Annotated in this window: 26 protein-coding genes; 10 read left to right on the forward strand and 16 right to left on the reverse strand. The window is 73.0% G+C overall.

Features of this window, described 5'->3' with window-relative positions; genetic code table 11:
- The first annotated feature begins 11 nt into the window (after positions 1-11).
- Positions 12-1,403 carry an MFS transporter gene (locus ACGGAQ_RS19790; protein WP_393051252.1) on the forward strand — a complete coding sequence of 464 codons (1,392 nt, stop codon included), beginning with the start codon at positions 12-14 and terminating at the stop codon, positions 1,401-1,403.
- Positions 1,404-1,459: 56 nt separating this feature from the next.
- The gene (locus ACGGAQ_RS19795; protein WP_393051254.1) at positions 1,460-2,176 is read left to right on the forward strand and encodes a thymidine kinase; all 717 of its coding nucleotides are present in this window, start codon (positions 1,460-1,462) and stop codon (positions 2,174-2,176) included.
- 30 nt (positions 2,177-2,206) lie between these two features.
- Here the strand turns inward: ACGGAQ_RS19795 and ACGGAQ_RS19800 are convergent, their stop codons facing one another.
- Complete coding sequence (locus ACGGAQ_RS19800; RefSeq protein WP_393051256.1) at positions 2,207-3,400, reverse strand: low temperature requirement protein A; 1,194 nt, start codon at positions 3,398-3,400, stop codon at positions 2,207-2,209.
- Positions 3,387-3,845, reverse strand: coding sequence for a hypothetical protein (locus ACGGAQ_RS19805; RefSeq protein ID WP_393051258.1), 459 nt, complete (start codon positions 3,843-3,845; stop codon positions 3,387-3,389). Before ACGGAQ_RS19805 ends, ACGGAQ_RS19800 begins: the two co-directional genes overlap by 14 nt.
- 135 nt (positions 3,846-3,980) lie before the next feature.
- On the opposite strand from ACGGAQ_RS19805, the gene ACGGAQ_RS19810 reads away from it, so the two are divergent.
- On the forward strand, positions 3,981-5,684 hold the full coding sequence (locus ACGGAQ_RS19810) for an acyl-CoA dehydrogenase family protein (protein WP_393051260.1): 1,704 nt from the start codon (positions 3,981-3,983) through the stop codon (positions 5,682-5,684).
- A gap of 76 nt (positions 5,685-5,760) precedes the next feature.
- Positions 5,761-6,132, forward strand: a complete 372-nt coding sequence (locus ACGGAQ_RS19815) for a VOC family protein (RefSeq protein WP_393051262.1) — start codon at positions 5,761-5,763, stop codon at positions 6,130-6,132.
- 16 nt (positions 6,133-6,148) lie between these two features.
- On the opposite strand, the gene ACGGAQ_RS19820 is transcribed toward ACGGAQ_RS19815, so the two are convergent.
- Positions 6,149-6,994, reverse strand: a complete 846-nt coding sequence (locus ACGGAQ_RS19820) for an LLM class flavin-dependent oxidoreductase (RefSeq protein ID WP_393051264.1) — start codon at positions 6,992-6,994, stop codon at positions 6,149-6,151.
- A gap of 29 nt (positions 6,995-7,023) precedes the next feature.
- Positions 7,024-8,022: a tyrosine-type recombinase/integrase gene (locus tag ACGGAQ_RS19825; RefSeq protein ID WP_393051266.1), complete on the reverse strand. Its 999-nt coding sequence runs from the start codon at positions 8,020-8,022 to the stop codon at positions 7,024-7,026.
- Between the two features lie 95 nt (positions 8,023-8,117).
- Between ACGGAQ_RS19825 and ACGGAQ_RS19830 the strand changes: the two genes are divergently transcribed.
- On the forward strand, positions 8,118-9,221 hold the full coding sequence (locus ACGGAQ_RS19830) for a helix-turn-helix transcriptional regulator (protein WP_393051268.1): 1,104 nt from the start codon (positions 8,118-8,120) through the stop codon (positions 9,219-9,221).
- Here ACGGAQ_RS19830 and ACGGAQ_RS19835 read toward each other — a convergent pair.
- The 3 genes from ACGGAQ_RS19835 to ACGGAQ_RS19845 all read right to left on the reverse strand — a co-directional run bounded on the left by ACGGAQ_RS19835 (position 9,211) and on the right by ACGGAQ_RS19845 (position 10,773).
- On the reverse strand, positions 9,211-9,636 hold the full coding sequence (locus tag ACGGAQ_RS19835) for an Hsp20/alpha crystallin family protein (protein WP_354855272.1): 426 nt from the start codon (positions 9,634-9,636) through the stop codon (positions 9,211-9,213). The genes ACGGAQ_RS19830 and ACGGAQ_RS19835 overlap by 11 nt on opposite strands.
- Positions 9,637-9,704: 68 nt before the next feature.
- Positions 9,705-10,220, reverse strand: coding sequence for a GNAT family N-acetyltransferase (locus tag ACGGAQ_RS19840; protein ID WP_393051270.1), 516 nt, complete (start codon positions 10,218-10,220; stop codon positions 9,705-9,707).
- Positions 10,221-10,230: 10 nt separating this feature from the next.
- Positions 10,231-10,773, reverse strand: a complete 543-nt coding sequence (locus ACGGAQ_RS19845; RefSeq protein ID WP_393051272.1) for a DUF2087 domain-containing protein — start codon at positions 10,771-10,773, stop codon at positions 10,231-10,233.
- Positions 10,774-11,331: 558 nt separating this feature from the next.
- Here ACGGAQ_RS19845 and ACGGAQ_RS19850 point away from each other — a divergent pair.
- Positions 11,332-12,108, forward strand: coding sequence for a maleylpyruvate isomerase family mycothiol-dependent enzyme (locus tag ACGGAQ_RS19850; RefSeq protein WP_393051274.1), 777 nt, complete (start codon positions 11,332-11,334; stop codon positions 12,106-12,108).
- A 6-nt stretch (positions 12,109-12,114) separates the two neighbouring features.
- On the opposite strand, the gene ACGGAQ_RS19855 is transcribed toward ACGGAQ_RS19850, so the two are convergent.
- Positions 12,115-12,609 carry a MarR family winged helix-turn-helix transcriptional regulator gene (locus ACGGAQ_RS19855; protein ID WP_393051276.1) on the reverse strand — a complete coding sequence of 165 codons (495 nt, stop codon included), beginning with the start codon at positions 12,607-12,609 and terminating at the stop codon, positions 12,115-12,117.
- 69 nt (positions 12,610-12,678) lie between these two features.
- Between ACGGAQ_RS19855 and ACGGAQ_RS19860 the strand changes: the two genes are divergently transcribed.
- Positions 12,679-13,911 carry an MFS transporter gene (locus ACGGAQ_RS19860; RefSeq protein ID WP_393051278.1) on the forward strand — a complete coding sequence of 411 codons (1,233 nt, stop codon included), beginning with the start codon at positions 12,679-12,681 and terminating at the stop codon, positions 13,909-13,911.
- A gap of 22 nt (positions 13,912-13,933) precedes the next feature.
- On the opposite strand, the gene ACGGAQ_RS19865 is transcribed toward ACGGAQ_RS19860, so the two are convergent.
- On the reverse strand, positions 13,934-14,125 hold the full coding sequence (locus ACGGAQ_RS19865; RefSeq protein ID WP_354855266.1) for a DUF397 domain-containing protein: 192 nt from the start codon (positions 14,123-14,125) through the stop codon (positions 13,934-13,936).
- Positions 14,116-14,886 carry a Scr1 family TA system antitoxin-like transcriptional regulator gene (locus ACGGAQ_RS19870; RefSeq protein WP_393051280.1) on the reverse strand — a complete coding sequence of 257 codons (771 nt, stop codon included), beginning with the start codon at positions 14,884-14,886 and terminating at the stop codon, positions 14,116-14,118. The genes ACGGAQ_RS19865 and ACGGAQ_RS19870 overlap by 10 nt, the downstream gene beginning before the upstream one ends.
- Positions 14,887-15,084: 198 nt before the next feature.
- Here ACGGAQ_RS19870 and ACGGAQ_RS19875 point away from each other — a divergent pair, with 198 nt between their 5' ends.
- The gene (locus tag ACGGAQ_RS19875; protein ID WP_393051282.1) at positions 15,085-15,348 is read left to right on the forward strand and encodes a flavin reductase; all 264 of its coding nucleotides are present in this window, start codon (positions 15,085-15,087) and stop codon (positions 15,346-15,348) included.
- A gap of 31 nt (positions 15,349-15,379) precedes the next feature.
- On the opposite strand, the gene ACGGAQ_RS19880 is transcribed toward ACGGAQ_RS19875, so the two are convergent.
- The 4 genes from ACGGAQ_RS19880 to ACGGAQ_RS19895 form a co-directional block, all read right to left on the reverse strand.
- Positions 15,380-16,015: a hypothetical protein gene (locus ACGGAQ_RS19880; RefSeq protein ID WP_393051284.1), complete on the reverse strand. Its 636-nt coding sequence runs from the start codon at positions 16,013-16,015 to the stop codon at positions 15,380-15,382.
- A 72-nt stretch (positions 16,016-16,087) separates the two neighbouring features.
- Positions 16,088-16,687: a GNAT family N-acetyltransferase gene (locus tag ACGGAQ_RS19885; protein WP_393051286.1), complete on the reverse strand. Its 600-nt coding sequence runs from the start codon at positions 16,685-16,687 to the stop codon at positions 16,088-16,090.
- A gap of 24 nt (positions 16,688-16,711) precedes the next feature.
- Positions 16,712-17,218 (reverse strand): DinB family protein, encoded by a 507-nt coding sequence (locus ACGGAQ_RS19890; RefSeq protein ID WP_393051288.1) that lies wholly within the window; start codon positions 17,216-17,218, stop codon positions 16,712-16,714.
- Complete coding sequence (locus tag ACGGAQ_RS19895) at positions 17,215-18,246, reverse strand: aldo/keto reductase (protein ID WP_393051290.1); 1,032 nt, start codon at positions 18,244-18,246, stop codon at positions 17,215-17,217. The genes ACGGAQ_RS19890 and ACGGAQ_RS19895 overlap by 4 nt, the downstream gene beginning before the upstream one ends.
- Before the next feature lie 110 nt (positions 18,247-18,356).
- Here ACGGAQ_RS19895 and ACGGAQ_RS19900 point away from each other — a divergent pair, with 110 nt between their 5' ends.
- Entirely contained in the window at positions 18,357-19,910 is a 1,554-nt protein-coding gene (locus tag ACGGAQ_RS19900) for a glycosyltransferase family 39 protein (protein ID WP_393051292.1), read from the forward strand.
- A gap of 6 nt (positions 19,911-19,916) precedes the next feature.
- Here ACGGAQ_RS19900 and ACGGAQ_RS19905 read toward each other — a convergent pair whose 3' ends face one another.
- Positions 19,917-20,402: an RrF2 family transcriptional regulator gene (locus ACGGAQ_RS19905; protein WP_393051294.1), complete on the reverse strand. Its 486-nt coding sequence runs from the start codon at positions 20,400-20,402 to the stop codon at positions 19,917-19,919.
- 126 nt (positions 20,403-20,528) lie between these two features.
- On the opposite strand from ACGGAQ_RS19905, the gene ACGGAQ_RS19910 reads away from it, so the two are divergent.
- Positions 20,529-21,263 carry an SDR family oxidoreductase gene (locus tag ACGGAQ_RS19910; RefSeq protein ID WP_393051296.1) on the forward strand — a complete coding sequence of 245 codons (735 nt, stop codon included), beginning with the start codon at positions 20,529-20,531 and terminating at the stop codon, positions 21,261-21,263.
- 64 nt (positions 21,264-21,327) lie between these two features.
- Here the strand turns inward: ACGGAQ_RS19910 and ACGGAQ_RS19915 are convergent, their stop codons facing one another.
- Positions 21,328-22,011, reverse strand: coding sequence for a hypothetical protein (locus ACGGAQ_RS19915; RefSeq protein ID WP_393051298.1), 684 nt, complete (start codon positions 22,009-22,011; stop codon positions 21,328-21,330).
- Positions 22,012-22,529: the final 518 nt, after the last annotated feature.

The raw sequence follows: 22,529 nt of genomic DNA on the forward strand, positions 1-22,529 counted from the left end.
AAGGACCCCCGATGGCCGAGACCGTGACCCCCACGGTGGACGACACCCCGCCCCCGGCGAGCACCCGCCGGGAGCGGCGCGGCTGGTACATCTACGACTGGGCGAACTCGGCGTTCCAGACCACGGTGATCACCGTGTTCCTCGGCCCGTTCCTGACCACCGTGGCCGAGCTGGCCGCTGGCTGCGAGCTGGGCGCGGACACCTGCGACGGGTACGTGCACCCGCTGGGCATCCGGGTGGCGGCCGGGTCCTACTACCCGTACCTGATCTCGCTGTCGGTGTTCCTCACCGTGTTCGTGCTGCCCGTCATCGGGGCGATCGCCGACCGGTCCGCGCACAAGAAGCGGCTGCTCGGCGGTGCCGCGTTCACCGGCGCCGCCGCGACCATCGCGATGGCCTTCGTCACCGGCGACCGCTACCTGCTCGGCGGGGCGCTGTTCCTGATCGCCAACATCTCCTTCGGCGCCGCGATCGTGGTCTACAACTCGTTCCTGCCGCAGCTCGGCGGCCCCGACGAACGCGACGGCATCTCCAGCCGCGGCTGGGCGCTGGGCTACCTGGGCGGTGGCGTGCTGCTGGCGCTGAACCTGGCCGCGGTCACCCTGCTCAGCGAGGACGACAACCCGCAGCGCACTCTGGACCTGGCCCGCTGGTCGATCGTCTCGGCCGGGGTGTGGTGGGCGGTGTTCACGCTGGTGCCGCTGCGTTGGCTGCGCGAACGCCCCAGCGCGGCGGCCCTCGCCGCGCGCGGCAACGTGCTCACCGACGGGTTCCGGCAGCTCGGCCACACCCTGCGCGAGGTCAAGGCGTACCCGCTGACGTTGTTCTTCCTGCTCGCGTTCCTGGTCTACAACGACGGCATCCAGACCGTCATCACCCTCGCCAGCCAGTACGGCACCGAGGAGCTGCGCCTGGAGCAGAGCACCCTGATCGTCACGATCCTGCTGGTGCAGTTCCTCGCCTTCGGGGGCGCGTTGGGCCTCGGCGCGCTGGCCCGGCGCATCGGCGCGTGGAAGACCGTGCTGCTGAGCCTGGTGCTGTGGACCGGTGTGATCCTCGGCGCGTTCCGGCTGCCCGCCGAGGCGCCGGTGCCGTTCATGATCCTCGGCGCGGCCATCGGCCTGGTCCTGGGCGGCAGCCAGGCGCTGAGCCGTTCCCTGTTCAGCCAGCTCATCCCCTCCGGCAAGGAGGGCGAGTACTACGGCTTCTACGAGATCAGCGACAAGGGCACCAGCTGGCTCGGCCCGCTCGCGTTCGGCCTCGTGTTCCAGCTCACCGCCTCCTACCGCGTGGGCCTGGTCTCACTGCTGATCTTCTTCGTGGTCGGGTTCCTGCTCCTGGCCGCCGTGCCGATCCGTCGGGCCATCGTCGCCGCCGGCAACACGCCACCCCGGGTGCTCTGAGCACGCATCCCGCACCTGGCAGATCAGGCCCTGTCGATCGGCTAGGCTGCCCGACCGTGACTGACGACGCCGCTGCCGCCCCGACCTGCCTGGCCCACCCGTTCCCCGGCCAGCCGCACGCTCCGGCGGGGTGCGCGGCGGCGCGCGGGCTCGACGGACGGCCGGTGCACGCGGCGGCGTTGAAGTTCTTCTGGGGGCCGATGGACTGCGGCAAGTCCACCATGGCGTTGCAGATGAACTACAACCACGCCCGGCAGGGTCGCCGTGGGCTGGTCACCACCCGCATCGACAGGTCGCTGGGCCCGCAGGTCACCACCCGCATCGGCCTGGCCCACGAGGCCATCGAGGTCACCGACGACCTGGACCTGCGGGCTCTCGTGCGGGGCCGGTGGGCCGACGGGGTACGCGTCGACTACCTGATCTGCGACGAGGCCTGCTTCTACACCGTCGAACACGTCGAGCAGATGGCCGAGCTGGTCGACAGCTACGACGTGGACGTGTTCGCGTTCGGCCTCGCCACCGACTTCCGGTCCAGCCTCTTCCCCGCCGCGCAACGCCTGTTCGAGTTGGCCGACGAGGTGGCCCGCATCCAGGTCGAGGTGCTGTGCTGGTGCGGCCGGGAGGGGCTGCTCAACGCCCGGGTCGTCGACGGGCGTGTGGTGCGCGAGGGCGCGCAGGTCGTCATCGGCGACACCGTCGACACCGCCGACGTGCGCTACCAGGTGCTGTGCCGCCGGCACTACCGCAGCGGCGACCTCGGCCCCCGCGACTGAGGCGCCCTTCCCGATCCGGCGCGGAACCGGTCACGGCGCAGCCCGTCGTACCCGGAGCCGGTCGGTGATGATCACGGCGACGGTCACCGCCACCGCCGCGGTGGCGCACGCCGCGACCGGCGCCCCGAGCGCCACACCGGCCGGTATCAACGCCAGCAGCACCAGCACCGCCACGATCCGGCTGCTCGGCAGCGCCCGCCACAGCACCGCCTTGTAGGCGGCGTGCCCGGCGAGGAACAGCGCCGGGCCACCCAGGGTGAACAGCGCGTCGACAGTGGTGGCCGCGGCGCCGCGGGCGTGCAGGAGCCGTTCGTCGCCCGCCGAGGTGACGACGATGCCGGCGACCATCACCGGGTGCAGGTAGTTGAACGCGAGCCGGCTCAACGCTCCGGTGCGCCGACCGGCGCGGGCGATGACCTCCGTCGCGGCCGAGGCCGACCGGGCGAAGTACACCCACCACAGCGCCACCGAACCCGCGAACGCCACCAGGAACGCCCCCGACGTCACCAGGTCCACGTGCGACGTGAGGGTGCTGCCGGTGACCAGGATCGACTCGCCGAGCGCGATCAGCACGAACGCCCCGCAGCGCTCCGCCAGGTGCCCGCCCTCCACCATCCACCGCTCGGGGCGGCTGCGCTCCCGCCCCGGCAGCGGGTAGCCGATCGACAGGCCAACCACCTCGAGCACGATCACCGCCGCCCACACCACCTCCCGGGCCGGCGTGTCCACCAGGCCGCCGACCACCACGAGCACCGACGTGGCGCCGATCCACGGCAGCGACTTCTGAAACCCGTCGACCAGCCACGGACTCCCCTGCGTCGCCCACAACGCGAAAATGGTCCGGCCCACCTGCACGCCCACGTAGACCACCGCGAAGAGCAGGCCGGTCCCGGCGAACGCCTGCGGGATCGCCGCCGACAACAGCAGGCTGCCCAGCGTCACCCCGATCAGCATCGCCCGCACCGGGCCCTGGTCCGGTTGCAGCCAGTTGGTCACCCAGGTGGTGTAGACCCAGACGAACCAGACCAGCGCCAGCAGCAGCGCGGTGCGGACGGCGCCACGCCAGTCCGGGTGCTCGATCAGGTAGTGCGACAGCTGGGTGATCGTGAAGATGAAGACCAGGTCGAAGAACAGCTCGGTCGAGGTGGTCGGCTCGACGCCCTGACGCCCGCGCAGCAACCGGGGATGCGCCAGGTCGACGCCCGGTGGCTCAGAAGGGGTCACCGCACACCCGCCAGTCGCCGTTCTCACGGACCACCGGCAGGCGGCGTTCCTCACTGATGCCGCCGTCGCGGGTCAACCGCACCGTCACCGTGCCGCGGGGTCGGCCGCCCTTGGTGGCCACCGACACGTCTTTGATCTCGTAGTCGGTCACCATCGGTGGCGTCCGCACCCAGCTGGTGAACCCGATCGCGCTCCACCGGGTACGCGCGTCGGAGCAGAGCCGCTCGTACGCCTGGTCGCTGTCGCCGAGGGTCACCTCGCTGAGGAAACCGTCGGCGGTCTCCCGGATCGGGCCGGCGGCCTGCCGCACCGTCTGCAGGTTCCACGCCCCCAGCCCGGCCACCCCGACGCAGCACAGCGCCATGCCGAACCCGGCGAAGGCCAGCCCGGTGCGCATCGGGCGGTGCCGCCGGGCCGGTCGGCTCCACGACTGGCCGGCACCCACGACTACCGACCGTAGAGAACGCCGTCGCGGTGAGGCAGGACAAGCGGAAAACTGGGTACGCCCGAGGCCCTGTTCGCGGCGGCGACGCATCGTCTACCGTCGGCGCACACCCCCAGCAGCGCCAGGAGTCGATCGATGAGCCGCTTCGTGCAGCCGGTACCACCCCCCGCCGACCCGTACGCCGGTGACGCCCTGCTGCGGTCCTGGCTGGAGCGTCACCTCGGCCCGGCCGGACACGCGGCCGCCAAGGGTCGCCTCGCCGAGCTGGCCGCCGAGGTCACCGGGCCGCTGCGTGCGGCGCACGCCGACGCCGAGGCGCACCCGCCGACGCTGGTCCGCTACGACCCGTGGGGCGCGCGGATCGACCGGATCGACACGTCCGCCGGTTGGCAGGCGCAGCGGGCCGCCGCCGCCCGGCACGCCGTGGTGGCGCTGCCCTACCTGCCCGACGCGCGCGGCACCTGGGGTGCCGCCGCACGGGTCGTGCAACACGCGCTGCTGCACCTGTACGGGCCGGAGTCGGCGACGTTCTCCTGCCCGGTGGCGATGGCCGACGGGGCGGCGGCGCTGCTCAGCCTCCCCGACGTCGACGCGGGTGTCCGTGACGCGTGGCTGCCCCGGCTGATCTCCACCGACCCGGCCACGGCGATCACCAGCGGCCAGTGGATGACCGAGTCGCAGGGCGGCTCCGACCTGGGCCGCTCCGGCACCGTCGGCCGTCCCGCCGCCGACGGTTCGTGGCGGCTGACCGGGGAGAAGTGGTTCTGCTCCGCCGCCGACGCCGCGATGGCGGTGGCGCTGGCCCGCCCCGAGGGCGCCGGGCGGGGCAGCCGGGTGCTCGCCCCGTTCCTCGTTCCCCGCTACGCGGTCGACTCGCCGCTGGCCACCGGTGCGGCGCCGGACGCGCCCGCCCCCGGGGTCACCGTGCACCGGCTCAAGGACAAGCTCGGCACCCGGGCGCTGCCGACCGCCGAGATCGGCCTGCGTGACGCGTACGCGCTGCCGTTGGGCGACCCGGCGGTGCCCGGCCTGGTCCGGGCGATGACCCTGGTCGTGGTGACCCGGGTGCACAACGCGGCCGCCGCGGCCGGCGGAATGCGACGAGGGCTCGCCTACGCCCGCGCGTACGCCGACGCGCGGCACGTCGCGGGCGGCGCGTTGGCGTCCTCGCCGCTGCACCGCGCGACGCTGGGCACCCTCGCGGTCGACGCGGCGGGCGCGTTCGCCCTCGCGGGGCACGCGTTCGCGCTGCTCGGGCGGGTCGAGGTCGGCGCCGACCCGGCAGCCGCCGCCGAGCTGCGCATCGTGGCCCCGCTGGCGAAGCTGGCCACCGGTCGGCTCGCCGTCAGCTCCGCCAGCGAGTACGTGGAGAGCTTCGGCGGCGCCGGCTACGTGGAGGACACCGGCGTGCCCCGGCTGCTGCGCGACGCGCAGGTGCTGCCGATCTGGGAGGGCACCACCAACGTGCTGGCCCTGGACGTGCTGCGCGCGCTGACCCGGGAGGACGCCGGGACGCCGCTGCTGAGCCGGCTGACCGCCGCCGTCGACCTGGCCCGGCCGCTGTCGCCCGCGCTGGCCGACACCCTCGCCGCGGCCGCCGGGCAGCTGCGCGACACCATCGCCGCGGTGACGGCCGAGCCGGGCGCGGCGGCGGTGCTCGCGGGCGCCCGTGGCCTGGCGCTGCGCCTGGCGTACGCGTTGACCGCCGCCCTGCTCGTGGAGCACGCCGCGTGGGGTGACGAGCAGGCGGAGCTGGCCGCCCGGCTGTGGGCGCGGCGGTGGCTGCGGCAGGAGGACATCGCCGAGGACGCCCACCACCACCTGGACCTGCTCTGCTGACCGGTGCCCTGTCGAATCGAGAAACCGCCGACGTACCTGACACTGGTTGGCAGGTACGTCGGCGCAGACTGCCGGCATGACAACAACCGCCGACCTCGCGATGGTCAACCTGGACAGCTCCGACCCGGCCGCGCACGCCGCCTTCTACCACCGGGCGTTGGGCTGGGAGATCACCCACAGCCAAGCCGAGTACGCGATGATCAGCGGCGGTGGCGCGTCCATCGGCTTCGGCCTGGTCGAGGGCTACCAGCCGCCGTCCTGGCCCGACCCGGCCGGGCAGAAGCGCTACCACCTGGACCTCTACGTCGACGACCTGGCCGTGGCCGAGAAGGAGTTCGTCGCCGCCGGCGCGTCGAAGCCAGAGTTCCAACCCGGCGGCGAGCGGTGGGTGGTGCTCCTCGACCCCATCGGGCAGCCGTTCTGCATCTGCCCCCGCCCGCAGGGCTGACCTGCGGGCGCGACGCTCAGCGCAGCGGACCTCGGGCCACCGCGGCGCGCATCGCCGCCGGGTCGCCGACCGGGACGTACTCCAGCCACCAGGTGGCCCCGGCGGCTGCCAGCTCACGGAGGTAGGACCGCTCGGCGCGCTCGTCCGGGCGGCGGCGTCGCCCGCCGATCGCCACGTCGAACGGCTGGCCGTCGGCCCGGGTCGGTGGCAGGGCCGCGACCAGGTCGCGGACCTCGTCGGGGGTGAAGTCGGCCCAGCCGTCGGTGTCGGTGAGCTTGTACGGCACGATGCCGTCGGCGCGGGCCGCGCGGCGTCGCACCGCCCCGGCCTGGGTGCTGCCGCCGACCCAGACCGGCACCCGGGGCGACTGCACGGGCGGTGGCCGCAGCGCCACCCGGTCGGCGCGGTAGTGGGTGCCCCGGTGGTCGACCTGCTCACCGCCGAGCAGACCGGTGAGCAGGTCGAGGCCCTCGTCGAGCATCGCGGCGCGCACGGCCACCTCGGTCGGCTCGCCGAACGCGACCAGGCCACGGTCGCCGGGGTCGCCGACTCCGACCGCCACGGTGGCCCGGCCCGCGCTCAGGTGGTCGAGGGTCAGCACCTCGCGGGCCAGCTTCGCCGGACGGCGCCGGGGCAGCGCGGTGACAGTGGTGCCCAGGCGCACCCGGTCGGTGCGCCCGGCGATCGCGGTGAGCACCAACCACGGGTCGTAGGTGAACGGGTCGTCGCCGGAGTAGTGGATCAGGTAGTCCTCCAGGAACACCCCGTCCCATCCGGCGCTCTCGGCCAGCTCACCCAGCTCGACCAGGGTGGACACCGCGACGTCGCCGCCACCGCAGGGGATCTCCAGACCGTGTCTCATCCGCCGACCGTAGGCCGGGGGTGGGACAGTCAGCCGCGGCGACGGGATCGGGCGGCCCACACCGCGTACGCCGGGTCGCGGTCGAGGTTGTGCCGGTCCCGGTCGTAGCGGCGGGTGGTCCGCGGGTCGGCGTGGCCCATGGCGTCCTGCACGTCTTCGAGGGGGACGCCCTCGGAGCGGGCGGTGGTGGCGAACGCGTGTCGCAGCGAGTGCGGGGACAGCCGCGCCCAGGCCGGGATGCCGGCGGCGCGGGCGAGTCGGCGGACCATCCGGAACACCGAGTGCCGGTCGAGCCGGGCGCCGCTGGCGGTGACCAGCAGGGGCCCGGTCAGGTGGGTCACCGGCACGCCGGCGGTGGCGGCCCGCTGTGCCAGGTACGCGTCCACCGCGTACGCGGTGCCCGGGGTGAGGGCGCGGCGGCGCTGCTTGCCGCCCTTGCCGATGAAGCGCACGCTGCGGTGCCCGCGTTCGGTGCCGAGATCGGTCAGGTCCAGCGAGACCAGCTCCCCGACCCGCAGGCCCAGATCGGCCAGGAGCGCGATCGTCGCCCGGTTGCGGGCCGCCGTCGGGCCGGTCTCCGCGTCGGCGGCGGTGAGCAGCGCGTCCACCTCCTCCGGGGTGAGCCCGACGGTGGCGGAGTGGTCCCGGTCGACGCGGGGCCGGTCCGCGCCGGAGACCGGGTTGGCCGGCACGCCGCCGAGCTTGACCAGGAAGTCGTACCAGCTGGACAGCGCCGACAGCCGACGTGCCACGGTCGCCGGGGTCAACGGTCGGCCGCTGCGGACGACGAGAGTGGACTCCAGCGCGCGGGCGTACTCGTTGACGTGCAGGAAGCTGGCCCGCAGCGGATCCAGGTCGTGCCCGGAGCACCAGCTGAGCCACGCGGTGACGTCGCGCCGGTAGGCGTCGCGGGTGTGCTCGGACAGCCGGCGGTTGCGTAGCCACGCCTCGGTGACGTCGACCGGCCCGCTCGGCAGGGCCGGTCGGGCGGTGGGGCGGGCGAGCACGGGAGCGTCGGAGGACACCATGTGAAAAAGGTTCTCAGCAGCGGATGGGATTGCCACGCAGGCGCGCCGACGCCGGCCCGCGCGGCGGCGCGGACGGTGTCGGCTACGGTCGCACGGTGCGTGCCAGCCGGCTGGTCTCCCTGCTGCTGCTCCTGCAGGCCCGGGGGCGGATGACCGCCGCCGAGCTGGCCGACGCCCTGGAGGTGTCGGTTCGCACGGTGTATCGCGACGTGGAGTCGCTGGGGGCCGCCGGTGTGCCGGTGTACGCCGAGCGTGGCCCGGCCGGTGGTTACCGCCTGCTCGACGGTTACCGCACCCGGCTCACCGGCCTGACCGCCGGTGAGGCCGAGGCGTTGTTCCTGGCCGGTGTGCCCGGCCCGGCCGCCGAGCTGGGCCTGGGCTCGGTGCTGGCCACGGCGGAGCTGAAGCTGCGCGCCGCGCTGCCGGCGGACCTCGCCGACCCCGGCGGCAGGATCCGGCAGCGGTTCCACCTGGACGCGCCGAGCTGGTTTCGCGAACCCGAGCCCACACCCCACCTGGCCGCGCTGGCCACGGCGGTGTGGGAGGACCGTCGGGTCCGGGTGTGCTACCGGCGCTGGCAGGCGCCCAGGGAGGTGACCCGGACCCTGGACCCGCTCGGCGTGGTGCTCAAGGCCGGCCGCTGGTACCTGGTCGCCTCCGCGTCCGGGCAGGTGCGCACCTACCGGGTGGGCGCGATCCTGGAGCTGACCGTGCTGGACGAACCCGCCGAGCGGCCGGACGGGTTCGACCTGGCGGGCTGCTGGCAGGAGCACGCCGAGCGCTACGAGCGGGGCGTCTATCGCGCTGAAGCCCGGGTGCGGATGACCGTGGCGGCGCTGGCGCGCACGACGCACCTGTTCCCACCGGCGATGAGCCGCGCGGCGCAGGACCACGCCGGTGCGCCGGACGCGAACGGCTGGGTCACCACGACCGTGCCGATCGAGTCGGTCCGCCACGGCTGCGTCGAGATGCTCAAGCTCGGCGCGCAGGTGGAGGTGCTCGCCCCGCCCGAGCTGCGGGAGCTACTCGCCAGCACCGCCCACGCGCTCGCCGCCCTCTACCCACCGCCCGGCGACGCGCCCGCCTCAGAGCCGGAGGCCGGCGACGCGCCCGCCTCAAAGCGGGAGCCCGGGGACGCGCCGACGGCCGGCACCTCGGGGCGGGTGCCGGCCGTCGAGGCCGTCGCGGTCAAGCGTTGATCTGTCGACGTGCGTCGCCGTTGGCGCTGATGGTCACCCGGCGCGGCTTGGCCCGCTCGGCGACGGGGATGCGCAGCGTCAGCACCCCGTTCTCGTAACCGGCCTCCAGCCGGTCGGTGTCCAGGGTGTCGCCCAGGAACAGCCGTCGGGTGAAGGTGCCCATCGGGCGTTCGGCGGCGACCAGCTCGACACCGTCGCCGGTGGGCCGGCGGCGCTCGGCGCGGACGGTGAGCACGTTGCGCTCGACGGTGCAGTCGATGGTGTCCGGGTCGACGCCCGGCAGGTCGAACGCCGCGTAGAAGTGGTCGCCGTCGCGGTAGGCGTCCAGGTGCATCATCGCGGGACGGGCTGCCGTACCGAAGAACTGCTCGGCGAGCCGGTCGATCTCGCGGAACGGGTCGGTACGCATCAACATCGCTGTGCCTCCTCGGTTCTCCTGGCCGAAGGTGATGAGTTGAGCCGTGGTGACTCAACTTCCTCTTCTTATTTAGCGCCTTCCGCGACGGACGTCAACTGCTTCTCGAACCAGTGCTCGGCGTACGGGCCGTGCGTGTACGCGGGGATCTCGGCGTAGCCGTGCCGGGCGTACAGGGCGCGGGCCTCGACCAGGTCGGAGCGGGTGTCGAGCCGGATCCGGTCCGCCCCGGCCGCCCGCGCCTGCTGCTCGACGGCGGCCAGCAGCGCTGCGCCCCCACCCGCGCCCCGGTGCGCGGGCCGAAGGAACACGCGGGTCAGCTCGGCCCAGTCCGGGTGCCACCGCAGCCCGGCGCAACCGGCCAGGTCCGCGTCGCGGTACGCGAGCAGGAGCAGACCACCGGGGTACGCCAGGTCGTCGCTGGGCATCTCGGCCAGCGCCGCGTCGACCTCGCCGGGGTGGGCCGGGCGGCGGTGGTAGCGCACCACCATCTCGGTCATGTACTCGCGCAGCAGGACTGTTGCGTCCGGATGGTCGGGACGGACGGTGGAGGTCACCCAGGAGGATCGAACGGTCGCGGTCACCCGTCGATCGTCACTGCCCGGTCAACTGATTTTCGGCGTCCGTCAGCTGGTAGACGCCCTGCTCACGGGTGAGCAACCGCTCGTCCACCAGGTAGCGGCGCAGGGTGGCGTGGTCCGACGCGCCAGCGGCGCACCACGGTTTGAGCGCGTCGTCGACGGCCCGCTCCGGATAGCGCGTGCCCGGCTCGAACGACTGCCGGGCGACGTGTGCCAGCAGCACCCGTCGCCGCCCGAGCTGCGCCGGCATGCCCGAAAGGACGCCGCCGCGCAGGAACGTGCGCAGCACCGGATCGTCGGCCGGCGCGGCGTCGTCGGCCGGGCGGCTGTCGCGCGCCGCCGCCCGCAGCGACGCCTCGTCGACCGCGAGCGCGCCGTCAGCGCCGGTGACCAGACCCGCATCGGCGAGCCGCCGGAGCCCGGTGAGCACGACCCGCGCCGCCAAGCCGGAGCGCTGCACGACCTCGGCCACGGTTGTCGATCCCAACGCGACCGCCGCGAAGACCCGTCGCCGTCCGTCGTCGGCCAGGGCCCCGGCCAGAGCGTGCGCAGTCATGCCGGTCACCCTCCCATCGGCGTACGAGCGCCGCCAGGCGATTTTCCGAGTACGCGCCCACGCCGGCTGTCGCCGGCCTGCTGGTCCGCACCTCGAGGTTGAGGAAGATCGGGTCAGCGGTCAGCTGTGGAATTGATCCTGGCGAGGGGCATGCCGCAGCGAAGTGAACCCCGCAGGTGCCGCGCGGGGTGCGTGGCAGCGGTGGGGGCGAGAAGACGACTGAAGCGTCGAATTCGACGGCAGGAGTATCCGTGCGGGCGAAGGCTGGCACACGGACATGGCGGGAACCATTCATGGTTTCGGCGATTCCAAGCTCTCGGCAGGAGGCACTGGGGCCTCCCGGATCCAGTGGCGGGTAGCCGGCGTCTCGGCGCGGAGGGGCAGACGGGGAGGTGACTCGAACCCGTCCTCATCGCGCACGTGCGCCACTGGTCACTGATCCATGCCCGTCAGCATGGTCAACCCGTGGCTGCCGGGCAACGGATTTCCGGGTGGCCTCGCCGTCGGGGGCGCGGAAAACCGCTGTCGGTTGTCGAGGGGCGGTGGTACAAAGCCGCGGTGGAAGAGACCCTGGAGTTCGCCAACCTGTTACGGCTGATGGACGAGCGGTCCACCGCCTTCCGGGCGGCGGTCGCCGCGGCGCCCAGCCTCGACGTACGGGTGCCGACCTGTCCCGAGTGGACGCTGTTCGACCTGGTGCAGCACCTGGGCGAGGGACGCTTCAGGTGGGCGGCAATCGTGGCCGCGGGGCCCGCCGACGCCCCGCCGGCCATCTCCACCCCGGCGCCGCCCCGCGAGCGCGAGGCCCTGCTGGCCTGGTTCGCCGCGTCGACGGCAGAGCTGCTGGCCGCATTGCGAGAAGCCGGCCCGGATCGTGGTTGCTGGACGTGGTGGGGTTCATCGCAGGCGCCGCAGACCGCCGGTGCCGTTGCCCGCCACCAGCTCCAGCAGGTCGCCGTGCACACCTATGACGCCCAGGTCGCCGTGGGCGCCTCGCAGCCGCTACCGGACGAGGTGGCCCTCGACGGTGTCGACGAGTTCCTGACCACCTGCGTCGCGACGACGGCCACGTGGCCGCACGCGCCCGCAATCGTCGACTACCACGCCACCGAGGGCCGTTCCTGGCGGATCTGGTTCTCCGCCGATGGCGCACGGACCGCCCGGCTCGTCGCGCCGGTCGCCGACGTGGGCCCGGAGACGGCCTATGTCTCGGCCCGGGGTACGGCAAGTGAGCTGGTCATGTTCTGCTACGGCCGCATCCAGATGGACTCGCTGCAGGTCGAGGGCGACCGGCGCGTCTTCGACCAGCTGATCGCCTGGGAGCCAGAGGAGTAGGAGCGGCTACGGTTGCTCGGCGACGCGCAGCACCCGGCGCAGCAGGTCGGAGAGCAGTCGCCGTTCGGCCGGGGTCAGCGCGCCGAGCAGCCGGTGCTCCTCGGCGCCCTGGACCTCCATCGCCGCGCGCCACGCGGCCTCGCCCGCGTCGGTGAGCTCCACGTCCACCCGACGGCGGTCGACGGTGGACGGTATCCGGCGCACGAAGCCTCGTCGGAGCAGGGTGTCGACGCGCGCGGTGATCGAGGCGGGTGCCACGGACAGGTCCGCGGCGAGGTCCGAGGGAGCCGCCCGGCCGCGCCGGCCGGCCAGGGCGTGCAGGGTGTCGTACTCGTGCGCGGGCAGGTCGAAGTCGGCCAGGGCCCGTTCCTTGACCGCCCGCAGGTGCCGGGTCACGCGGATCATCCGGACGACCGTGCCCTCGACGTCCGCGTCGAGGTCGGGCACCACGGGCAGCCACCGCTCGATGTGCCGGTCGACGGCGTCCGGAGTGTCGGTCACGATCGCCAGCTTAGCTCACCAGCGAAATATTCATTGCCGAAAGGTTCGGTGTCGAAGTAGATTCCTGGCATGGCTCATCCCCTGCGCATCCGCTCCTTCCGGCTGCTGTTCCTCGGCCGTACCGTCTCGGCCGTCGGGGACGCGGTGGTGCCCGCCGCGCTCGCGCTGGCCGTCCTGCGGGCCACCGGCTCCACCGGGGCGTTGGCCGTCGTCCTCGCCGCGGCGATGGTGCCCCGGCTGGTCCTGCTGCCCCTCGGCGGCGTTGTCGCCGACCGGTTCGCCGCTCGCCGCGTCGCCCTGCTGACCGACCTGGTCCGCTGCGCGACCCAACTCGCGATCGGCGTCGAGTTGCTCGGCGGCGAGGTGTCGCTGACCACCGTCGTGGTGGCCTCCGCGCTCGGCGGCACCGCGTCGGCGTTCGCCATCCCGACCGCGTCTCCCCTGGTCGCCGGCACCGTCGCGCCGGCCGACCGGCAACGGGCCAACGCCCTGATGGGAGTCACCGCCAACGCCAGTCGGCTGCTCGGCCCGGCGTTGGCCGGCGCGCTGATCTGGGCCGCCGGGCCCGGCTGGGCGTTCGTGATCGACAGCGCGTCGTTCGCACTCAGCGCCGCCCTGCTCGCGCTGGTCCGGGTCCGACACGTGCCGGTGCCGCGTCGCTCGGTCCTCGCCGACCTGCGGCACGGCTTCGGCGAGGTGCGCGCCCGCGACTGGTTCTGGACCAGCCTGCTCGGGCACGGCGTCTGGAACGGCGCCGCAGCCGTGCTGATGACCCTCGGCCCGGCCGTCGCCATCAACCGCCTCGGCGGGGAGGCGACGTGGGTGCTGCTGTTGCAGGCCGGCGCGATCGGCATGCTCACCGGCTCGCTGCTGGCCGGGCGGGTCCGGCTCCGCCGGCCGGTGCTGCTGGCCAACCTCGGGCTCGCCAGCTACGCCGCGCCGCTGTTCCTGCTCGCCGTCGCCGCGCCCGCCCCGGCCGTGATCGTCACGTACGCCGTGGCGCTGACCGCCCTCGGCTACCTCAACCCGGTCTGGGAGACCGTCGTGCAGCACCACTTCGCACCGGAGGTCCTGGCCCGGGTCACCTCGTACGACTGGCTGGTGTCGCTGGCCGCGATGCCGCTGGGCTACGCGCTGGCGCCGTTGGCCGCCGACGCGTTCGGTGCGCCCGTACCCCTGGCGGTCGCCGGCCTGCTGGTCCTCGCCTCCTGCGCCGGCACCGCGCTCGTGCCGGGCGTACGCCGGCTCGCCTGGCCGGCCGCCTCACAACCGCAACCGGCCGAACCGGCCGGCGTGCGCTGACCAGGTCGGGCGACGTGGACGGTCAGCGGGCGTCGCGTGCCATGGCGACGAAGCTGCGCCACGACTGCGGGCTGAACGTGAGCGTCGCGCCGTCGCGATCCTTCGTGTCCCGCACGAGGACCACGCCCGGGAGGTTGTCGGCGACCTCGACGCAGTCACCGCCGTTGCCGCCGCTCTTCGTGCTCTTGCGCCACCGCGCGTCGGTCAGGTCCATGATGCCGCCGCTTCTCTGAGAAGGTCCAGGGAACGCCCCCGGGGCAGCGCCTCGCCGCGAATACGCTCCCACCGCCGCTCCAGGCTAACAAGCTCCGATGTCTGGTCGAGGATCTGCGCCTGCGCGGCGCTGTCGACGTGCGCGACCCGCGAGCCGTCCGGCAGGTCGGCGATGGTGAACGGCCCGTCGAGCCCGGGGTAGCTGGGTGCGTCCGCCGGCACGATCTGAAGCTGGACGGTGTCCGTCTCGACGTACCCGAGCAGGTGCGTGAGCTGCGCGGCCATCAACGCCCGGTCGTCGCCGACACGCCGGCGCAGCACCCCCTCGTCGAGCAGAGCGATGAGCAGCGGCCCGTCGCCCTCGCGGTCGAGAATCGACTGCCGGCTGATCCGCGCCCCGGTGAACTCGTCGACCGCGTCCGGCGTCAGGACCCCGCCGGCCAGGGTCGCCCGGGCGTACGCCTCGGTCTGGAGTAGACCCGGCACCCACGCCAACTGGAACGACCGCAGCGTCAGCGCCTCGCGTTCGAGGTCGACCCACGGTCGGAACCACACCGGCTCCCGGCGACGGAGGGCGTCCGGCCACAGTGCCTCGGCGTCGCGCGCCAGCAGCTCCGCGACTGTCGCGCGGTGTCGACTCTGGGGAACGTGGCCCGGGTTCGCCCACCGGGCGACGGTCTTCGGGTGCACACCGATCCGGTCGGCGAGGCTCTCGGCGGTGTGACCCGCTTCCGCGAGCGCTGCGACAAAGGCGTGATTCATGCCGTCCCTTCCCTGGGGCAAAAGTGCTGCGCCAAGGAGATTACGTAACGCTGTGTGGTTGTCCAGAGACTCCCGGCAAAGTGGGGTATCGACGGCGCGGCCGGCAGGGACCCGAACCCGGCGGACGCGTTCGCAGCGGGGCCGCTTCCGCGACCAGAAGCGGCCCCGCTTCCAGCAGCCGACCCAGGAGGAAGACCCGTGCCACACACCGAAGGAAAGGCCAGGAAGTCGACGCACTCCCCGTTGCGCCCGTCGTGGCGCTGCCCGGTCTGCGGGATCCTGTGGCCGTGCTCGACCGCGAAGCTGCGCCTGCTCGGCGAGTACCGCGAGGATCGGCCCGGCCTGTTGAGTCACCTGGCGACGGTGCAGCAGGAGGCCGAAGCCGACCTCACCGCGCTCAACCCCGGCGTGGCGCTGCCCGACCTGACCCCGCGTTTCGTCGGCTGGGCACAGGCCCGCTGATCAGATGTGGGTTCACGGCCACCGGGCGGCCTTAACCACGGATGTCCTCATCGACGTCGTGCTCGGTGATGAGTGCGGGAAACCAGATGATGTCCAAGGGGGTGCCGTCGTGGGCGCCGCGGTTGTTGTTGGCCATGTCGGCGACCCGCTGCGCGTCGTCGAGGGTGGTCAGCAGCGCAGCGCTTCCCGGCCGGATGCCGAGCTTGGCGAGGGCCTGGGTGTCCAGGCGATAGCAGAGCCAACTGTGGAAGCGGCCGCCGATGAAGCCGAGCACCTCGAATCCGTGCGTCGTGCCGAGTGGGGCGGCCGTGGGTTGCGTGAGGTTCATCCGGATCGGATGCGGGAGGTCGTCGATCCACTCCTCGAGAACGGTCATCAGCTCGGCGACCGCTGTCGTCGGCACGCTCATGCTCAGCACGTGAACGGTGCGGGGATCCGGAGGCGCGTGCCGGACGGCGTTGGCGGCCTGGCGCAAGGACCGGTGCCAGGGCGCGAACAGAGGCTGTTGCCACGGCTCGATGTCCTGGTCGGCGGGGAGGAAGTCGGCGAGGCAGTCGCTGACAGTGGGCACGGCGCGCGGTAGGTCGGCGGACCAGTCCTTCCTGCCGGGCATCCACCGAAAGCCCGCGACGAACCCGGCCAGCACGTAGCTCTCGGCGCCTGTCACCTGCTCATGATCGACGAGGCCGACGTCCGGCGCAGAGAATTGTTCGCGTGGTCCCGGCCTCGATGCCGAAACTCACGGATCGCTCGCAGGAGGCCCGTCGGTGCACAGTCGCGCGTGCTGGTGCATGTCGTGCCAGCCGTCGGCGTGCCGCAGCGACCCGCGCGCCACGCCCTCCACGGGGAAGCCGGCCCTCGTGGCGACCCGGCACGACGCCGCGTTGGCCGTCGAGTGGTTCAGGGCCAGCCGGTGCAACCCGGCCCGGGTGAAGCTCCACTGCGTCAGCGCCCCGAGCGCCTCGGTGGCGATCCCGCGACCACGGGCGGCGGGCAGCAGCCAGTACGACATCTGCGCCGACCCCTCGGTCAGCAGCACGTCTCGCAGTCCCACCTGGCCGACCGGCCGGTCGTCGTCCTCGACGATCGCCCAACTGGCGGCCGTCTCGGCACGCCACCGGCCGGTCCACTGTGCCGTCCACGCCCGCGCCTCGGCGTCGTCGTCGAGCCGGAGCACGTGCCACCGCTGGATCGCCGGGCAGCCGAACGCGGTGCGCACGAGCGGGGCGTCCTCGTCGCGCCACGGCCGCAGCGCCAGCCCGGGGCGTACCGGAAGGTGGGGTTGTTCCTGGGCGGCAAGGCTTCCGGCGGGCAGTGCGGGCGTGACGAGCAGCGGCATCGGCCCATTATCGAGCAGGCGGCCTCACTCTCCCGTCGGGCCGCCCGCCAGCTCGGCCACCACGTCGAGGTGGCCGAGGTGGCGGGCGTACTCCTGCACCAGGTGGAACAGCACCCGTTCCAGCGACGCCGGGTCCGCGCCGTTCCAGCGCGGGCCCGGCGCGCCGATCTCGGCCAGGTCGTGCGCCGAGACCACGGCGGTCGTGTGCGCGCCCTGCGCGCGCAGCGCCGCCACCAGGTCGCCGCGGGTCTCCTCGGGAGCGACGTACCAGCGGTCGCCCCGACGGTCGCCCCACGGCTCGGCGACGTCCCGGCCCTGAAAGCCCCACTCGATCCAGCGCCGCTCGACGTGGCGCAGGTGCGTGAGCAGCTCCAATGGCGTCCACCCGGACGGCAGCCGGCTGCTGCGCAACTCCGACTCGTCAAGCGCCGACACCTTGGCCACCATGGACTCCCGGAAGTAGTCCAGGTAGCGCAGGAAGACCTCGGTGCGGCTGCCGGCCGGGGTGGTGGGTTCGGGGAACGCCGTCATGAGCCGGTCGGCAGGTCGCGGCCACGCTGGCGTACACCCGCGCCGCCGTACGGGTAGTCGCCCACCAGCGGGGCGCTCGCCTCGTCCAGCAGCCGCATCTGCTCGGCGTCGAGGACCAGGTCGGCGGCGGTCAGGTTGTCGTCGAGCTGCTCGGTGGTCCGCGCGCCGAGGATCACCGAGGTGACCGCCGGTCGGGCCGCCAGCCAGGCCAGCGACACCGCCGACATGGAAGCGCCGTGTTCCCCGGCGACCTGGCGGACCGCGTCGAGCACCCGCCAGGTGCGCTCGTCGGCGTTGCGACCCGCGTACGCCTCGACGCCGCGCTGCGGGTTCTCGCCGAGCCGGGTGGCGCCGGTGGGCGTGGTGTCGCGCTGGTACTTGCCGGTCAGCCAGCCGCCGCCCAGCGGCGACCACGGCAGGATGCCGATGCCCTCGTTCTCGCAGACCGGCACCAGCTCGAACTCGATCTCCCGGGCCAGCAGGTTGTACTGCGGCTGGAGGGTCACGATCGGGGTGAGGTTGAGGTGCTGGGTGAGCAGGGCGGCCTTCTGCAACTGCCAACCGGTGAAGTTGCTGACTCCCGCGTAGCGGATCTTGCCGGCGCGGACCGCGTCGTCGAAGAACCGCAGCGTCTCCGGCAGCGGGGTCAGCGGATCCCACGCGTGCGCCTGATAGAGGTCGACGGCCTCGACCCCGAGCCGCCGGAGGCTGGCGTCCAGGGCCCGGGTGAGGTGCACGCGGGACAGGCCGGCGTCGTTCGCCCCGGGGCCCATCGGGAACCGGCCCTTGGTGGCGATGACGAGGCGGTCGCGCAGGTCGGGGCGGGAGCGCAGCCAGCGACCGACGATCTCCTCGGAGACGCCGGTGGAGTAGACGTCGGCGGTGTCGAGGAAGGTGCCGCCGGCCTCGACGAACCGGTCGAGCTGGGCGAAGCTGCCCTCCTCGTCGGTCTCCGCGCCGAAGGTCATCGTGCCCAGACACAGGGTCGACACCACCGTGCCGGTGGCGCCCAGAGTGCGGTATCGCATGTCGTCCTCTCGGTCCGAGTTACGAAGCTGATCTTCGCACCTGGTCAGACCACCTGCATCCGCGGGCGCGGGGGCACCCACGCGGCCGCTTCGCGGGCGATGATGGGTCGGTGAGCGAGCCCGCCATCGACACCGATCGACCGCACCTGCCGGCGCGGTCGTCCGCGCCGGCCGAGCTGCCGCAGCCCGGTCCTCGTGCGCTCGGCCCGTGGCTGGTCGCCGCCGCGACCAGCGTGACGTTGCTGCTGCTCGCCGGCCGCTACGGCTATCACCGCGACGAGCTGTACTTCCTGCTCTGCGGCCGGCACCTGGCCTGGGGCTACGTCGACCAGGGCCCGCTCGTCCCGGCGCTGGCCCGACTTCTGGACACGATCGCGCCGGGCAACCTGGTGGTGCTGCGGACGCCGTCGGCGCTGCTGGCCGGCGCCGCGGTCCTGCTGGTCGCCGCCATCGCCCGCGAGCTGGGCGGTGGCCGGGGCGGGCAGACCTTCGCCGCGGTGCTGGCCGCGCTGTCCGGCATCGTGCTCGCCGGCGGTCACCTGCTCAGCACCACGACCGTCGACCTGCTGGTCTGGCTCGGCCTGGCGTGGTGCGCGGTGCGGCTGCTGCGCACCGGGGACACCCGGTGGGCGCTCGCGCTCGGGCTGGTACTCGGCGTGGGCATGCTCAACAAGCTGCTGCCCGCGTTGCTGGCCGTGGGTCTGCTCGCCGGGGTGGTGATCGCGGGGCCGCGCCGGCTGCTGCGCGACAGGTGGGTGCTCGCCGCCGCCGGGATCGCCGTGCTGCTGGCCGCGCCGAACCTGATCTGGCAGGCCGCGCACGGCTTTCCGCAGCTCGGTGTGGCGGCTTCCATCTCCGGCGGCGACAGTTCCTACAGCGGTCGCCTCGACGCGCTCACCCTGCAGTTCGTCATCATCAGCCCGTACGCCGTGCCGATCTGGATCGCCGGCCTCGTCGCGCTGCTGCGCCGCCCGGCGTGGCGGGCGTACCGGGCTGTGGGGTGGGCCTGGGTGGTCGTGGTCGGCATCGTCTTGGTGGCCGGCGGCAAGGGCTACTACGACGCGCCTCTGCTGCTCGTGCTCACCGCCGCGGGCGCGGTGGTGACCGCCGCCTGGGCCTCGCGCGGGTCGGCGTGGCTGCGGCGGGGGGTGCTCGCGGTGGGCGCGGTGCCGTTCCTGCTGCCCACCATCGTGCTGTTGCTGCCGGTGCTGCCCGCCGATCGGCTGCCCAGCTTCGTGGTCGACGTCAACTACGACGCTGGCGAGACCATCGGCTGGCCGGAGTTCGCCGACTCGGTGGCCACCGTCCATCGTGGCCTGCCGCCGCAGGAACGGTCGCGGGCGGTCATCCTCACCGGCAACTACGGAGAGGCCGGGGCGATCGCCCGCTATGGGCCGACCCGTGGGCTCCCCCGGGCGTACTCCGGGCACAACAGCATGGTGGATTTCGGCCAGCCACCCGCCGACGCGGATGTGGCGATCGTCGTCGGCTGGGAGCGCCCCGACGCGCTGAACGCCTGGTTCCAGGAGTGCGCGCCCGCCGGGCGGGTGGACCAGCGGGTCGAGGTGGACAACGACGAGAACGGCGGCCCGATCCTCGTGTGCCGGGGGCTGCGGCGTCCGTGGGCGCAGATCTGGGACACCGAGGTACGCCACACCGGCTGAGCGCGGTCAGCCGGTGCTGTCGCCGGTGAGCCAGGCACTGACGCCGGCCAGGGCCTCGGGACCGGAGTCGACGCCCACGTCGCGGGCGAGGTCGGCGATCGTGATCGCGGCCAGGGCCTCGCGCCACGCCTTCTCCGCCGTCGCCATGGCGCGGGCGATGGGACAGGCGCGGGTGCAGGCCTCGGGCGGGGTGGCCAGCGGGCCGCGCTGGCGGATCTCGGTGCAGACGAAGGCGGGGCCTGGCCCGTCGACGGCGTGGACCACGTCGAGCAGGCTGATGCTCTCCGGAGGTCGGGTCAACGCGTAGCCGCCCGACTTGCCCTGCACGGAGTGAATGAGCCCGGCGCGGGCCAGCGACTGGAGCTGTTTGGCGAGGTAGCTGCCGGACACGTCGTGCAGTTCCGCGAGCCGGGCCGCCGGGACGGGCCTGCTGCTGGCCGTGAGCACGACGCAGCAGTGCAGCGCCCACTCCACCCCGCCGGACATCTTCATCGCCTCACCCTAACCACCCCGATACTCGGATCTCTCATATCCGAGTATAGTTCTCGGACATAGGGAGTCCGAGTTAAGTGCCCCAGCGGCACGGCGGACAAAACAGACAGGGAAGGTGGAACGGACATGAAGATCGCCGTGATGGGCGGGACGGGTCTCATCGGGTCCCAGGTCGTCCGGATCCTGCAGGCGGCCGGGCACGACGCGGTGCCGCACTCGCAGTCGACCGGAGTCGACCTCCTCACCGGGCAGGGTCTGCCCGAGGCGCTCAAGGACGCCGACGTCGTCGTCAACCTGACCAACTCGCCGACCTTCGACGACGCCTCCCCCGCCTTCTTCCAGACGACGATGGACAACCTGCTGACCGCCGCCGAGCGGGCCGGCGTCGGCCACGCGGTGGTCCTGTCCATCGTCGGCGTCGACCAGGTGCCCGACCTGGCCTACTACCGCGCGAAGGTGCTCCAGGAGGACATCCTCAAGGCCAGCAAGGTGCCGTACTCGATCGTCCGCGCCACCCAGTTCTTCGAGTTCATCGACGCGGTCATCTCCTGGACCGCCGACGACAACGGCGTCCGCCTGCCCAGCACCCCCGTGCAGCCGATGGCCGCGGCCGACGTGGCCCAGGCAGTCGCCGACGTCAGCGTGGGCGCCCCCCTGCGGGGCGTCCGCAACGTCGCCGGCCCCGACGTGTTCGCGCTCGACGAACTGGGCCGGATCACCCTCGCCGCACACGGCGACCAGCGCACCGTCACCACCGACGACACCGCCGGCATGTTCGCGGCCGCTCCCGGCGACGCGCTGATCGCCAAGGAAGGCGCGGTGCTCGCGCCGACGTCCTACCGGGAGTGGCTGACCCGCTGAGTTTCCACCCGCGGTGTTCCGGCGTACGCCCCCCGCGCCGGAACACCGCGCACCTCAGCGCCATTCACCTCTTGGGACGGACCGGCCCGGGATGCTGGACGCTCAGGTGTGAGCGGGGCGACCGCCGCGCTCCGGCCCGACGCCGGGACAGCGAACGGATCAGGTCGGCGTGCACCCGCTGCTCGTCACGGGTGCTGAGCCCGAGCTGATTGTGCAGCAGGTGGACCAGGTCGAACGTCATCCTGCCCTCGTATCCCGGTGCACGACGGAACGCCTCCAGCAGGTGCGCCCAGCAGGTCAGCGGGTGGCGTTCGGTCTTGAGCGCGGCGGTGATCCGCTGCCAGCGGACGCTCGGCAGGGCGGTCACCGCCTCGGACGTGACGAGCTCGCTGTCGCCCCGCAGGGCGGGGCAGTTGCGCATGGCCGCCACCATCGCCAGGTCCACGGCGGCGCCGAGGCGGGCCTGCCGCCCCGGGGTCATCCCGATCAGGTCGACCGCCACGTCGACCAGCCGTGGATCGCGCGCTGGCGGAGCGGCGAGGTGCGGCACGTGCACGGGCCCCTCCGCCCCGACCGCCATGCAGAGCCCCGCCAGTCGGGCCGCCAGCAGTCGCGGCGCGCTGCCGAGCAGGTGCAGACAGACCACTCGTGGCGACTGTCGGGTGAACGACCAGGCGGACAGCTCACCGGCAGCCTGCAGGCCGTGCAGCAGCGGACTGATGCCCCGGGTGAGGAACGCGTCGGCCACCGCGGCGCGCGGCGGCAAAAGACACTGAAATGCGTGCCATCGTTCCGGCTCGCTCAGCATCACCTCCGCATCTGACGAATTGTCCAGATAGGATCGATAATGAACGGTCATCCGAAGTCCCCCCAGAAGGCGTCGCACCGCCGGGGTCGACATTAAGCGACGGGGAACGATGCGACAGTAGGGGAAACCCCACATTGTCGTGAACTCAACGCAACCGCCGGTGTGCGCTGTGTCAAGAACCAAGTCCGCTATTTCGGTTTTTGGGCAGCAACATTTGCTCTCTTCGGCAATAGGACCAACCGGTCCCGCGATCGCAGTTCTTGTCACGCGGACCTAGAGTTGCACCTGCCGCTCGCCCGAGCGCCGGCAATTGGCACCGCTGGCATCGGGCACGCCGAGAGGCCCGAACGGGACAGATCCTGGGGGTGGCAGTTGAAGCTGGGCCAACACTCGCCGCATTTTCGCGTCCGACCTGGCCGTCGGGCCGCCGCCGGGCCGAGTCCGACCACGACCGACCG

This window comes from Micromonospora sp. NPDC047557 (assembly GCF_043205095.1).
GTDB lineage: Bacteria > Actinomycetota > Actinomycetes > Mycobacteriales > Micromonosporaceae > Micromonospora.